This window comes from Tenacibaculum piscium (assembly GCF_021390715.1).
Classification (GTDB): Bacteria; Bacteroidota; Bacteroidia; order Flavobacteriales; family Flavobacteriaceae; genus Polaribacter; species Polaribacter piscius.
In genome coordinates, this window is sequence record NZ_JAJGWT010000001.1 from 416,222 (window position 1) to 429,439 (window position 13,218).

Genomic DNA, 13,218 nt, shown 5'->3' on the forward strand with positions numbered 1-13,218 from the left:
ATAAACTAACTCGAATGAAAAAATTATGTACGCTATTTTTATTATTCTTAGGTTTAACGGTCTTTTCCCAATCCGATGACAATCCAATTGTTATAACACCTACCGTTGAAAAAGTTTCGGAGACAGAATATGACTTGATTTTTGATATTGAAATCGCAGAAGACTGGCACTTATACTCACAATATAATCCTGAAGATGCCTCTTTACCAATGACTATTTCACCTGCCGAAGGACAAAGTGGATACGTTGTAAAAGGAAAAGCAATAGAAGGAGAAACTGAAACAGAATTTAGTGAAATTTGGGGAAAAGAAGAAATTTTCTTTGTCGATCAGGGGAAACTAGTTCAAAGAATTAATGTTTCCGACAGCACTTTAACACAAGTAACGCTGAATTTAGACGCGCAAGTTTGTAAAGAATATTGTTTACCTTTTGATGAAGATTTTACATTTTCGTTAACTGGTGAAAAAGTTTTACAAACCGTGACAGAAGTTGATGATAAAAGTAAAGCAATGTCGCAATCTTTAAACTTAAATTTAAAGAACACTGCTTTATTAAAAAGTACATCAAAAAAATCTAGCGAAAATGGAAAAGAAGGTGAAGAAGCTAGCTTATTTAATATATTTTTACTAGGATTTGTTGGTGGTTTATTAGCTTTCTTAACACCTTGTGTATTTCCAATGGTACCTTTAACTGTATCATTTTTCACAAAACATACCGAGAAAAGAGGAAAAGGAATTGGAAGTGCTATCTTATATGGTTCTTTTATCATCTTAATTTATGGTTTATTAAGTTTGCCTTTTCACTATTTAGATACCTTAGATCCAGAGATTTTAAATAGTATTTCGACCAATATGTGGTTGAACTTATTTTTCTTTACCATATTAGTATTTTTCGCAGGTTCTTTCTTTGGATTTTACGAATTAACATTACCTAGCTCTTGGAGTAATAAAGCGGATACCGCTTCAAATATCGGAGGTGTTATTGGAATATTTTTCATGGCACTAACCTTAGCAATTGTATCATTTTCTTGTACAGGACCAATTTTAGGTTCTTTATTAGCGGGATCTTTAGGAACTAACGGTGGTGCTATGCAATTATCAGCAGGGATGATTGGTTTCGGACTTGCTCTAGCGATGCCTTTTGCTTTATTTGCCATGTTCCCAGGTTGGTTAACTTCTTTACCAAAATCGGGTGGTTGGTTAAATACCGTTAAAGTTGTTTTAGGGTTCCTAGAATTAGCATTCGCTTTTAAATTCTTATCAAATGCCGATTTAGTAGGACATTGGAATTTCTTCAAAAGAGAAATTTTTATCGGAATATGGGCGATAACCGCTTTACTAATGTCACTCTATCTACTAGGGCTTATGGGGAAAAAATATGGTAAAATATCTTTTTTCAGACTTTTATTAGGAGGAAGTTGTTTAGCCTTATCAATATATTTAGCACCTGGTGTTTTAAAAAATCCTACATGGAATCAGAATAAATTATTAAGTGGTTTTGCGCCACCTAAATTCCATAGTATTTATGTAAAAGATAACAAATGTCCGTTAGGATTAAATTGTTTTAAAGATTTTGAAGAAGGAATTGCCTACGCAAAATCGGTGAACAAACCCGTTTTATTAGATTTTACAGGTTGGGCATGTGTAAACTGTCGTAAAATGGAAGAAAATATTTGGGTAAAACCAGAAATTTATTCATTAATAAATGATGATTATGTCTTAATTTCATTATATGTTGATGATCATGAAAGACATTTACCTAAAGAAGAACAATTCGATTTTATCAAACCAAACGGTAAAGTAAAAAGAATTAGAACCTATGGTGATAAATGGGCAACCCTACAAGTTGCAAACTTTAAAACAGCTTCGCAACCATTTTATGTATTAATGAGTCCTGAATTAGAATTATTAAATTCACCACAACAATATAGCAGTCATTCTGAATATTATGACTGGTTGAAAACAGGATTGGATAATTTCAATAAAAAATAATCATAAAAATTATTGAAAATTATCGAATAACAAAAAAAGCCTCTTTATAAATATATTTATAAAGAGGCTTTTTTTATGTTTTTTTCATGAATTTTCTTGAATAAAAAATAAAAAAATATGCTTACAAAAACGTATGGATCGGCTGTTTTTGGTATTGAAGCCACCACAATTACTGTAGAAGTAAATATTGATAAAGGAATCGGATATCATTTGGTTGGTTTACCCGATAATGCAGTTCGAGAAAGTTCGTATCGAATTTCGGCTGCCTTAAACAACAACGGATTTAAACTTCCTGGGAAAAAAATAATTATCAATATGGCTCCTGCCGATATTCGAAAAGAAGGTGCTGTGTATGATTTAACCTTAGCCGTTGGAATTCTTGCTGCCTCCAATCAAATTGACGCTAAAAATATTGACGACTATATTATTATGGGCGAGCTATCTTTAGATGGAAGCGTACATCCTATTAAAGGAGCGTTACTTATCGCCATAAAAGCCCGTGAGGAAGGTTTTAAAAATTTCATATTACCAATTGCAAATGCAAAAGAAGCCGCTATTGTTAACGATATAAATATATTAGGTGTTGAAAATCTTTCACAAGTACTTCAGCATTTGGAAGGCACAAAATTAATTGAGCCAACCATTGTTGATACCCGAGCTGAATTTTATAAACACATCGATTTTCCTGAATTTGATTTCTCTGATGTAAAAGGTCAAGAAAGTATCAAACGCTGTATGGAAATTGCCGCAGCTGGCGGACATAATATTATTTTAATCGGTCCTCCTGGAGCAGGGAAAACAATGTTAGCCAAAAGATTGCCCTCAATATTACCACCGATGACACTACAAGAAGCCTTAGAAACGACCAAAATACACTCGGTTGTCGGAAAAGTGAAAAATACAGGATTGCAATATTCTCGCCCTTTTAGAGCACCACACCATAGTTGTTCGGATATCGCTTTAATTGGCGGCGGAAATAACCTGCCACAACCTGGTGAAATTTCATTAGCTCATAATGGCGTACTTTTTTTAGATGAATTACCAGAATTTAAACGCGGTGTTTTAGAAGTGATGAGACAACCTCTCGAAGATAGAGAAGTTACCATTTCAAGAGCAAAATTTACCGTAAATTATCCTAGTAGTTTTATGTTAGTGGCAAGTATGAATCCTAGTCCATCTGGTTTTTTTAATGATCCTGATTCACCAATGACCTCATCTCCTGCCGAAATGCAACGCTATTTAAGTAAAGTTTCAGGACCTTTATTAGATAGAATCGATATTCATATTGAAGTAACTCCCGTTCCTTTTGATAAATTATCCGAAGAAAGAAAAGGAGAATCAAGTGTCGAAATTAGAAAACGAGTAACAAAAGCACGTGAAATTCAAACAACTCGATTTAATAACTCTGAAACCGTTCATTATAACGCACAAATGAACGTGAAACAACAACGTACATACTGTAAACTCTCAGAACAAAGCAATCAATTACTCAAAATTGCCATGGAGAAATTAAACCTATCCGCAAGAGCATACGACAGAATCTTAAAAGTAGCAAGAACTATCGCCGATTTAGCATCCGAAGAAAATATAAATTCCGATCACTTAACAGAAGCAATACAATATCGAAGCTTAGACCGTGAAGGTTGGCTTGGCTAAAAAAAAATTAGTAATTTAGTAAATTCTTTTAAATCAATTAAATTACCAAAAAATAATCAAAATGAAAAAAATAATCTATTTAATGGCAATTGCCATCACCATGATTTCTTGTAAAAAAGAACCTAATAATTTTGTTACTTTTTCAGGAAAAATAAACAATAAAAATGCCGAATCTGTTGTAATTTCGAATCCACAATTAGAATTTGAAAAAATCATTAAACTTGACGAAAATGGCGCTTTTAAAGATACATTAAACGTAAAAAGTGATTTTTATCGACTTTCTAACGGACAAAAAGCAACAACCTTATATTTAAAAAATGGCGATGATATCACCCTAAATATTGATGCCAAAGATTTTAAAAATACCGCCAAATTTGCAGGAAAAGGTGCTAATGAAAATAATTTCTTAGCAAAAGTAATCCTATTACAAGAAGATTTTTTTAAAGATAAAGATTTATATAATTTATCTAAAGAAAAATTTGATGCCAAAGTAAACAGCTTTGTGGATGATTTTAATACTAATATGAAAAATACGACATTAGATTCTGCATTTGTTGCTTTTCAAGAAAAAAATATCACAGGATTAACAAATTATTTAAACAAAACCTATGCTGATAAATCATATTCAGCAACGAAATTAATAAAAGGAGCAGTATCTCCTAAATTTGTTAATTATGAAAATTATAAAGGCGGAACCACTTCTTTAGATGACCTAAAAGGAAAATATGTATATATTGATATGTGGGCAACTTGGTGCAATCCATGTAAACAAGAAATCCCTTTTTTACAAAAAGTTGAAAAAAAATATCATGGTAAAAAAATTGAATTTGTAAGTATTTCTGTTGATAGTGAAAGAGATTATGAAAAATGGAAAGAAATGGTTGCCGATAAAAACCTATCTGGAGTTCAATTGTATTCTAAAAGAGATCAAACTTTTTCTGGAGCGTATAAAGTAAATAGTATTCCTCGTTTTATTTTAATTGATCCGCAAGGAAATATCGTAGATGCGAATGCACCTAGACCTTCTAGTCCTAAATTAATTGAATTATTTGAGTCTTTGAATATTTAATTCGAAACTGAAAATTTAATGCAAAAAATCCTGTAACTAAGTTGCAGGATTTTTTGCATTAAATTTTATAAAATAAATCATTCTTCTTTAGATTGATTAAAAATAAGTATCTTTGTAGGGTGAATTGTACCGTTAAACATACCTCCTCTCAAATTTTAGTATCTAAAGCTAGAAATAGCTATCGGTTAAACTTGGGCTATAAAGTAATTGATTTTACTTTTTGTCAACTATTAGCCTTTCGAAAAAAAATACTAGACAATTCTTCTTGCCTAGCACTAGAGAATATCATAGCAACAGATAATTTTATACTAATTTTTGTAGCCGATAACAATCATGTTTTGTTACTTGATGTTCCTCAAATTTTAGCACTAAAAGAAGCTTTATTATCTACCTTTAAATAAGTTTTAACAAGTTTACTAAGATTGCTTTTAAATTACAACCTCAATGCTTTTTAATCGCTTTATTGAGTATCTTTATAGTGCCTAATAAATAAAAAAAACTACTATGGAAATTTCAGTAAGAAGAGATATAATTTTGAATCTAGAAGTTGTAGATTTACTAAATAATCAAGTAATGATGGAGCAACAAGCTTCTTCTAAATATTTAGCAATGGCATCATGGTGCGATCAAAGAGAACTTAGAAATAGTGCTACTTATTTTTACAATCAGGCAGAAGAAAAAAGAACTCATATGATGAAAATATTTAAGTTTATTAATGATAACGGAGGAAACGCACAGTCTCCTAGGGTATCAGAAATTACACATGAATATGAAAGTTTACGTGCTGTTTTTGAAGCTTCTTTAGATGCAGAAATTGAAGTAACTAACGCTATTCATCACACATTTAAAACTGCTAGAAAAGTTAGTGATTTTACTTCAGAAATATTTTTACAATGGTTTATCACCGAACAAGCTGAAGAAGAAGAAAAAGTAAGAGATATTTTAGACATGATTAGTTTAATGGGAGATATGCCTTTAAAAATGATTGACGAGCGTATTCCTACTGCTTAAAAGTAATATCAGAAAAACATATTACATAAAAAAAAGGTTCATATTTTCATACGAACCTTTTTTATTTTTAAACTATTAAATACTAATTATTAGTATCTGTAATGCTCTGGCTTAAATGGCCCTTGAACAGTTACACCAATATAAGAAGCTTGGTCTTCACGTAATTCAGTAAGCTCTACGCCTATTTTAGCTAAGTGTAAGTTTGCTACTTTTTCATCTAAATGCTTTGGTAACATATAAACTTCATTCTCGTAAGCAGCTCTGTTTGTCCAAAGTTCAATTTGTGCTAACGTTTGGTTTGTAAATGAATTACTCATTACAAAACTTGGGTGTCCTGTTGCACATCCTAAGTTTACTAAACGTCCTTCTGCTAAAACAATAATATCTTTCCCGTCGATCATATATTTATCAACCTGAGGCTTAATAGTATCTTTTGTATTTCCGTGGTTTTTATTTAACCAAGCCATGTCAATTTCGTTGTCGAAATGACCAATATTACAAACAATAACCTTGTCTTTCATCGCCTCAAAATGACGCCCTTGAATAATATCTTTGTTTCCAGTAGTGGTAATAATAATATCAGAATTACCAACAACAGTTTCTAAACGCTTAACTTCAAAACCATCCATTGCCGCTTGTAACGCACAAATAGGGTCGATTTCAGTAACAGTAACAATAGAACCAGCACCTTTAAAAGAAGCCGCTGTACCTTTACCAACATCACCATAACCACAAACAGTTACACGTTTTCCTGCTAACATAATATCAGTTGCACGACGAATTGCATCAACTGCAGATTCTTTACATCCGTATTTGTTATCAAACTTCGATTTTGTTACAGAATCGTTTACGTTAATTGCTGGCATTGGTAACGTTCCTGCTTTTACTCTGTCGTATAAACGGTGAACTCCTGTAGTAGTTTCTTCTGATAAACCATTGATTCCTGCCGCTAATTCTGGGTAACGATCCAAAACCATGTTTGTTAAATCTCCACCATCATCTAAAATTAAATTTAATGGTTTTTTATCTTCTCCAAAAAATAAAGTTTGTTCGATACACCAATCAAATTCTTCTTCGGTCATATCTTTCCAAGCATACACAGGTGTTCCTGCAGCAGCAATTGCAGCAGCAGCCTGATCTTGTGTAGAGAAAATATTACAAGAACTCCAAGTAACCTCAGCACCTAACGCTTGTAAAGTTTCAATTAAAACCGCAGTTTGAATGGTCATGTGTAAACACCCTGCAATTCTTGCACCTTTTAATGGTTGTTCGTTTTTATACTCTTCACGCAAACTCATTAATCCTGGCATTTCAGCTTCTGCCAATCTAATTTCTTTTCTTCCCCAATCAGCTAAAGAAATATCTTTCACTTTAAAAGGGACGTATGTAGCGGTTTTTTTGCTCATATTTATGTATATTTATGTGTCTAAATTTTTATACTGCAAAATTACGAAATAACTTTCTAAAATATGCCTGTTCACAAAACAATAACAGTAAACCAAAACACTAACGTATTGATTTGGAAGATTGAAGAATCTTTTGAAGAATTATCGGAAAATATTACACTTAACCAACGAAGTATTGATAGGCTTAACAGCATGAAATCGGACTTGCATCGTAGAGGATTTTTAAGCGTTCGTCAGTTATTAAAACAAGCAGGATATACGGATGACGATTTAATATATGATGAATTTGGAAAGCCACATTTAAACGATGGAAAATTTATTTCAATCACACATTCCTTTACTTTTTCGGGGATTATTATTTCTGATGATAAGCCTGTTGGAATCGATATTGAAAAACAGCGGGATAAAATTGTAAAAATTGCTCATAAATTTACGCCGATTGAAGCCTATAAATCTATAGCAAATCATGATGCTTTGGTTAGTAAATTAACCGTTGTTTGGGGTGCGAAAGAAAGTTTATATAAAATTTACGGAAAGAAGAAATTACACTTTTTAAAAAATATTTACATTGATGATTTCTCTTTTGAAACCAATAAAAGTTTAGGAAGAATTTTATACGAAGGAATTACTGATGAATATAGAATCCACTTTTTAGAAACCGAAGGCTTTACTTGTGTGTATGCTATTTAAAGTATCTTTGTTGTTTTAAATTTTTATTATAAAGTATATCAAAAACACAGAAAAACATCAAAAAACACATGAAAATATCCGTAGAACTTACTTTAATGCCACTTCAAAATGAATTTGAAGCACCGATTATCAATTTTATCAAAAAACTAAGAACTTCAGGTTTAACAGTTCTTGAAAACCCATTAAGTACGCAAGTTTATGGCGATTATGATGTTGTTATGAAATTATTAACTTCGGAAATAAAAGATGCTTTCGAATTAATAGACAGCGGAATAATTTTGTTAAAAATTGTAAAATCTGACCGTAGCAAATATGAGCCTACTTTTTAATTTTAATACTGTTTTTGATTTTCTTTTTAGTCAATATAAAAGTTATGATGCTCTAGATATTTGGCTTGAAATTATCGCCGTTATTTTCGGATTTCTATCGGTTTGGTATTCTAAAAAGAATAAAATTTGGGTATTTCCAACAGGAATGATTAGCACAATTATTTTCGTCTATTTATTGTACAAATGGCAATTATTAGGCGATATGATGATTAACGCCTACTATTTTATAATGAGCATTTACGGCTGGTATCTTTGGACGAGAACTGTGGATAATTCACAAGCAAATCCAATTTCAAAAACAACATCAAAAGAAAAGAAAACCAGTGTTTTTATCTTTTTAGGAACGTTAGTTTTTGTCTATGCAGTTTATACTTATTTTGATAAATGGAACAATTGGACAGCTTACGTTGATACTTTTACCACCGCAATTTTCTTTGTAGGAATGTGGCTGATGGCAAAGCGAAAAATCGAAAATTGGATTTATTGGATTATTGGCGATATTATTTCCGTTCCGCTTTATTTTTACAAAGGATTTACCTTTACCTCTTTTCAATATTTAATATTTACTTTTATTGCCGTTAGCGGTTATTTAGCATGGAAAAAAGACTTAAACAACAAAAAAGCAATCTTGTAAAAGTTGTTTTATTCGGACCTGAATCAACTGGAAAAACAACTCTTTCTGGGCAATTAGCACGACATTACAATACTGTTTGGGCTCCAGAATTTGCCCGTGAATATTTACAAGATAAGTGGAATAACGAGCGTAAAATTTGCGAACAAAAAGACATTATTCCCATTGCCGAAGGACAAATAAAACTAGAAAATGAGTTATCAAAAAAAGCTGATAAAGTACTAATTTGCGATACCGATTTACTTGAAACAAAAGTATATTCCGAAGAATATTACGGTGGTTTTGTAGATGCTAATTTAGATGAAGCAGCCATTAAAAACACCTACGACATCTATTTTTTAACCTATATTGATACTCCTTGGGAAGCCGATGATTTACGTGACAAACCAGGCGAACGCTTAGAAATGTTTCAAGCTTTTGAAAATACGTTGATAAAATATAAGCGTCCGTACGTTTTATTAAAAGGCGATAAAGAAACTCGTCTTAAAAAAGCTGTTGCCATTATTGATGAATTACTTGCTAATAAAAAAGATTTATATTCTTTTTCTACTCTTTTAAACGATGAATATTCCCGAACTAATTAAAGAATTACATTTTAAAGCCACTAGAAGTTCTGGCGCAGGCGGACAGCATGTTAATAAAGTATCTTCTAAAATTGAACTTTCTTTTGATATTTTAAATTCAAAGGAATTATCCGAAAATCAAAAAGAAATACTTTACACAAAACTCGCTTCTCGCCTAACAAAAGAGCAGATTTTAATACTTTTTTCTGATGAAACTCGCTCGCAACACAGAAATAAAGAATTAGCGATTAAACGTTTTTTATATATCATTAAAGAAGGTTTGAAAAAACCAAAAATAAGACGTGCAACAAAACCTAGTAGAAATTCAGTGCTAAGAAAACATGAAAATAAAAAACGGCAAGCATTCAAAAAATCACTGCGAAAAAAACCTGATTTAGAATCATAATTCACTTAATTATATCTTCAAAAAATAAATAGCAAAAAATTACGCCGTTCTTTTTATGCCATTCAAAAATTGAATGATACCTTTGCAATGTTCTCTTTAAGGGGTGCCAAATATCGGCTGAGATCACACCCAATGAACCTAGAACAGGTAATGCTGTTTAGGGAGGCGATAATCGCCATTTTGTAAAACAAGTCATTAAAGATTTTCATCTGTTAAATCTTTGTGATGACCTAAATTATTCACTATTAATTACAAGAATAATTGCCTCTTTTTATTCGATTTTTATTCCTAAAAAAATGAGACAACTGTATTTTATTCAACAACTTAAAAGCATTGCTTTTATAATCGTATTATGTACCAGTTTTGCCGTAAATGCGCAAAGTTTTATTTTATCTGGTAAAATAATTAACAACAATCAAGAACCTTTAAATGGCGCTTCTATTGTTCTTAAAAACTCAAAAAAAGGAGTTTCTTCGGATAAAAAAGGAAACTTCAAACTGAATTTATCCAAAGGAACACATCTTTTAGAAGTTTCTTATATCGGATTTAAAACCGCAACAAAAGAAGTCGAAATCAATAAAAACAAAGAAGTTATTATTCAATTATCCGAAGAAAAAAAAGTATTAGATGCTGTTTTAGTAAATGCGGTTCGTGTACAAGCAAATGCTCCTGTAACACACTCTAATGTATCAAAAAAACAACTTGAAAAACGTAATTTAGGGCAGGATATTCCTGTTTTATTAAACTATTTGCCAAACGTCGTTTCTTCTTCGGATGCTGGAGCTGGCGTTGGTTATACGTACATGAGCGTTCGTGGTTCAGATGCTACTCGAGTAAATGTAACGATTAACGGAATCCCGTATAACGACAGTGAAAGTCAAGGAACTTTTTGGGTTAATTTAGGCGATTTTGCATCCTCAACCCAAAGTTTACAATTGCAACGTGGTGTAGGAACTTCTACAAACGGTGCAGGTGCTTTTGGAGCAAGTTTGAACATTTTAACTGATGCTATTTCTGATAAAGCGGGCGGAGAAATCTCCAATGCTTTTGGGTCGTACGGAACAAGAAAACATACCGTAAAATTTACCACAGGAAAAATAAACGAGCATTTTGAATTAGCAGGACGTTTGTCAAATATTTATTCTGATGGTTATGTTGATAGAGCTTCTACCGATTTAAAATCATACTTTTTACAAGCAAGTTACACCAATAAAAATACCTTAATTAAAGCTATCGCGTTTGGCGGAAAAGAAGAAACCTATCAAGCTTGGGACGGAATTTCTGCAAAACAATTAAAAGAAGACAGAAGACAAAATCCATTAACATACGATAATGAAATTGATAATTTTCAGCAAGACCATTATCAATTGCATTGGAACGAAAAAGTAAGCCAAAATTGGACAACAAATCTTGGTTTAAATTACACCAAAGGAAAAGGATATTTTGAGCAATTTAAAGGAGAAAGTGCTGTTTCAAAATATAATAATTTGGTAAAAGCTACAGCAACCGATTGGTACGGAACACCTGCCACCGATTTAATTGTTCGCCGTTGGTTAGACAATGATTTTTATGTAGCTAATTTTAACGCCACTTATAATAATGATCTACTAGAAATTATTTCTGGTGGTTCGTACAGTTACTATGAAAATGACCATTTTGGAGAAGTAATTTGGGCGAAAGAATTTGCTGATAACGCAAACATCAGAGATCGTTATTACGATGGAACATCAACCAAAAAAGATGCGAATATTTTCACGAAAATATCATTTAACATTACCGATGATTTAAGAGCTTTTGCTGATTTACAAGGACGATTTATCAGCTATAAAACAAACGGTTTAACCTCTAAAAGAAAAGATTTAAATGTGGATAAAAACTTTAATTTCTTTAATCCGAAGTTAGGATTTACCTATACTTTAAACAATCAAAATAGCTTTTACACTTCTTTTGCCAGAGCAAATAGAGAACCAAACCGAAGCGATTTTAAAGGCGGAGTAACTACCCACGAAAGTTTAAATGATTACGAATTAGGATGGCGTTTAAAAACCAATACGATCAAATTAAACACCAATATTTACTTTATGGATTATCAAAATCAGTTAGTTTTAACAGGTGAAATTGATGATACTGGCGATGCGTTGCGTAGTGCAAGCGGTAATAGTTACCGAGTTGGTGTAGAAATGGACGCTACTATTGTTGTAAATGATAAATTTTCGATTGGTCAAAATGTTTCGGTAAGTCAAAATAAAAATGTTGATTTCGTTACTAACAGAAACGATAAATTACAAGAATTAGGAAATACCAATATTGCAAATTCTCCAAATATTGTGGCTGGAAATTCATTGACTTATCAAGTATCAGAAAATTTACAACTAGCATTTTTATCGAAATTTGTAGGCGAACAATATTTGAGTAATACCGATACCGAGGCATCAAAATTGAGCAGTTATTTTACCAGTGATTTTAATATCATGTATGAATTAAAAACCAAATCAATTTTTAAATCTATTGTATTTACAGGAGTTGTAAACAATGTTTTTGATAAACAATATGTCGATAGAGGGTATATTTATTTAGATGATTGGTCAAAAGCTGGAACAACCACTGAAATTCAAGGATATTATCCACAAGCTACGATTAACTTTTTAGCAGGAGTTACTTTTAAGTTTTAAGAAATATTTTTCTTTTTATATAAATAAAAATCCCAAGCCTTAAAAACTTGGGATTTTATATGTATTATAACGCAATAACTACTTGATTACTTATTAATCTTACCAACAGCACAACTCACAAACGATTTTGCTTTGTGCAATACTGTGTTTTCACTTCCAACTTCAGGATAGCCTAATTTTGCTAATTTTTCTTTGGATAAAATCAAACTTTCTTCGGTTGTGTTTAAAGTAACCAATGATTTTTCTACATCAACTTTTACCTCATTAACGCCTTGAATTGCTGTTAATCCGTTGATAATTGTATTGGCACAACCGCCACATTTTAAGTTTTCTATATAAATTTCTTGTGTCATGCTTTCTTAATTGATTTCTTTTTAATTTCTTGTTTATTAATTTTTTATTGCTGTCAATTTTTGATATGCTCTATATCCTCCCAACACATTATAGGTATTAAACCCTTCTTTTTGTAACTTTTCTGAAGCCACTAAACTTCTTCTCCCTGAGCGACAATAAATATAAACAGGCATTGTTTTGTCTAATTTTCTTAACGCTATATATTCAAAATCATCAGCAAAAATATTTATCATAATAGCATTATCGAGAATACCTTGTGAACATTCTTCAGGTGTTCGAACATCAAGCAATTGAATCTTTTTTTCAGTTTTTAAAAGTAACTGTAAATCAGAAACTGTAGTATTTTTGATATTATTTTCCTGAGATTTACATGATATCAAAACCATAAAAATCAATGCGATGAATACTAAATATTTTTTCATTTTAATTGTTATTTAAAA

The 13,218-nt window shown here is 31.5% G+C and carries 14 protein-coding genes; 11 read left to right on the forward strand and 3 right to left on the reverse strand.

Features of this window, described 5'->3' with window-relative positions; translation table 11 throughout:
* The first annotated feature begins 14 nt into the window (after positions 1-14).
* From L0U77_RS01885 to L0U77_RS01905, 5 genes are all read left to right on the forward strand, one after another.
* Positions 15-1,991 (forward strand): protein-disulfide reductase DsbD family protein, encoded by a 1,977-nt coding sequence (locus L0U77_RS01885; protein ID WP_233896814.1) that lies wholly within the window; start codon positions 15-17, stop codon positions 1,989-1,991.
* Positions 1,992-2,108: 117 nt separating this feature from the next.
* Positions 2,109-3,647: a YifB family Mg chelatase-like AAA ATPase gene (locus L0U77_RS01890; RefSeq protein ID WP_101918145.1), complete on the forward strand. Its 1,539-nt coding sequence runs from the start codon at positions 2,109-2,111 to the stop codon at positions 3,645-3,647.
* Between the two features lie 61 nt (positions 3,648-3,708).
* The gene (locus L0U77_RS01895) at positions 3,709-4,716 is read left to right on the forward strand and encodes a TlpA family protein disulfide reductase (protein WP_233896813.1); all 1,008 of its coding nucleotides are present in this window, start codon (positions 3,709-3,711) and stop codon (positions 4,714-4,716) included.
* 191 nt (positions 4,717-4,907) lie between these two features.
* Positions 4,908-5,117, forward strand: a complete 210-nt coding sequence (locus L0U77_RS01900; protein WP_058885975.1) for a hypothetical protein — start codon at positions 4,908-4,910, stop codon at positions 5,115-5,117.
* Positions 5,118-5,220: 103 nt separating this feature from the next.
* A complete protein-coding gene (locus L0U77_RS01905; protein WP_233900663.1) occupies positions 5,221-5,727 on the forward strand; it encodes a ferritin in 507 nt (168 codons plus the stop codon).
* An 89-nt stretch (positions 5,728-5,816) separates the two neighbouring features.
* On the opposite strand, the gene ahcY is transcribed toward L0U77_RS01905, so the two are convergent.
* Complete coding sequence (gene ahcY / locus L0U77_RS01910) at positions 5,817-7,133, reverse strand: adenosylhomocysteinase (RefSeq protein ID WP_101918148.1); 1,317 nt, start codon at positions 7,131-7,133, stop codon at positions 5,817-5,819.
* Positions 7,134-7,196: 63 nt separating this feature from the next.
* On the opposite strand from ahcY, the gene L0U77_RS01915 reads away from it, so the two are divergent.
* From L0U77_RS01915 to L0U77_RS01940, 6 genes are all read left to right on the forward strand, one after another.
* A complete protein-coding gene (locus L0U77_RS01915) occupies positions 7,197-7,823 on the forward strand; it encodes a 4'-phosphopantetheinyl transferase family protein (RefSeq protein WP_233896809.1) in 627 nt (208 codons plus the stop codon).
* 68 nt (positions 7,824-7,891) lie between these two features.
* The gene (locus L0U77_RS01920) at positions 7,892-8,152 is read left to right on the forward strand and encodes a hypothetical protein (protein ID WP_233900664.1); all 261 of its coding nucleotides are present in this window, start codon (positions 7,892-7,894) and stop codon (positions 8,150-8,152) included.
* Positions 8,136-8,786, forward strand: a complete 651-nt coding sequence (pnuC, locus tag L0U77_RS01925) for a nicotinamide riboside transporter PnuC (RefSeq protein ID WP_233900665.1) — start codon at positions 8,136-8,138, stop codon at positions 8,784-8,786. Before L0U77_RS01920 ends, pnuC begins: the two co-directional genes overlap by 17 nt.
* Positions 8,747-9,367, forward strand: a complete 621-nt coding sequence (locus L0U77_RS01930) for an AAA family ATPase (protein WP_233900666.1) — start codon at positions 8,747-8,749, stop codon at positions 9,365-9,367. Before pnuC ends, L0U77_RS01930 begins: the two co-directional genes overlap by 40 nt.
* Positions 9,345-9,752, forward strand: a complete 408-nt coding sequence (arfB, locus tag L0U77_RS01935; protein ID WP_233896804.1) for an alternative ribosome rescue aminoacyl-tRNA hydrolase ArfB — start codon at positions 9,345-9,347, stop codon at positions 9,750-9,752. Before L0U77_RS01930 ends, arfB begins: the two co-directional genes overlap by 23 nt.
* 296 nt (positions 9,753-10,048) lie before the next feature.
* On the forward strand, positions 10,049-12,424 hold the full coding sequence (locus L0U77_RS01940; protein ID WP_233900667.1) for a TonB-dependent receptor: 2,376 nt from the start codon (positions 10,049-10,051) through the stop codon (positions 12,422-12,424).
* A gap of 86 nt (positions 12,425-12,510) precedes the next feature.
* Here the strand turns inward: L0U77_RS01940 and L0U77_RS01945 are convergent, their stop codons facing one another.
* Complete coding sequence (locus tag L0U77_RS01945; RefSeq protein WP_233896800.1) at positions 12,511-12,777, reverse strand: heavy-metal-associated domain-containing protein; 267 nt, start codon at positions 12,775-12,777, stop codon at positions 12,511-12,513.
* A 36-nt stretch (positions 12,778-12,813) separates the two neighbouring features.
* Positions 12,814-13,200, reverse strand: coding sequence for a rhodanese-like domain-containing protein (locus tag L0U77_RS01950; RefSeq protein WP_233896798.1), 387 nt, complete (start codon positions 13,198-13,200; stop codon positions 12,814-12,816).
* Positions 13,201-13,218 lie beyond the last annotated feature (18 nt).

Coding starts and splice junctions, on each gene's coding strand:
- L0U77_RS01885 (WP_233896814.1), top strand. CDS start 15: ATGAAAAAATTATGTACGCTATTTTTATTATTCTTAGGTTTAACGGTC.
- L0U77_RS01890 (WP_101918145.1), top strand. CDS start 2,109: ATGCTTACAAAAACGTATGGATCGGCTGTTTTTGGTATTGAAGCCACC.
- L0U77_RS01895 (WP_233896813.1), top strand. CDS start 3,709: ATGAAAAAAATAATCTATTTAATGGCAATTGCCATCACCATGATTTCT.
- L0U77_RS01905 (WP_233900663.1), top strand. CDS start 5,221: ATGGAAATTTCAGTAAGAAGAGATATAATTTTGAATCTAGAAGTTGTA.
- ahcY (WP_101918148.1), bottom strand. CDS start 7,133: ATGAGCAAAAAAACCGCTACATACGTCCCTTTTAAAGTGAAAGATATT.
- L0U77_RS01915 (WP_233896809.1), top strand. CDS start 7,197: ATGCCTGTTCACAAAACAATAACAGTAAACCAAAACACTAACGTATTG.
- L0U77_RS01920 (WP_233900664.1), top strand. CDS start 7,892: ATGAAAATATCCGTAGAACTTACTTTAATGCCACTTCAAAATGAATTT.
- pnuC (WP_233900665.1), top strand. CDS start 8,136: ATGAGCCTACTTTTTAATTTTAATACTGTTTTTGATTTTCTTTTTAGT.
- L0U77_RS01930 (WP_233900666.1), top strand. CDS start 8,747: ATGGAAAAAAGACTTAAACAACAAAAAAGCAATCTTGTAAAAGTTGTT.
- arfB (WP_233896804.1), top strand. CDS start 9,345: ATGAATATTCCCGAACTAATTAAAGAATTACATTTTAAAGCCACTAGA.
- L0U77_RS01940 (WP_233900667.1), top strand. CDS start 10,049: ATGAGACAACTGTATTTTATTCAACAACTTAAAAGCATTGCTTTTATA.
- L0U77_RS01945 (WP_233896800.1), bottom strand. CDS start 12,777: ATGACACAAGAAATTTATATAGAAAACTTAAAATGTGGCGGTTGTGCC.
- L0U77_RS01950 (WP_233896798.1), bottom strand. CDS start 13,200: ATGAAAAAATATTTAGTATTCATCGCATTGATTTTTATGGTTTTGATA.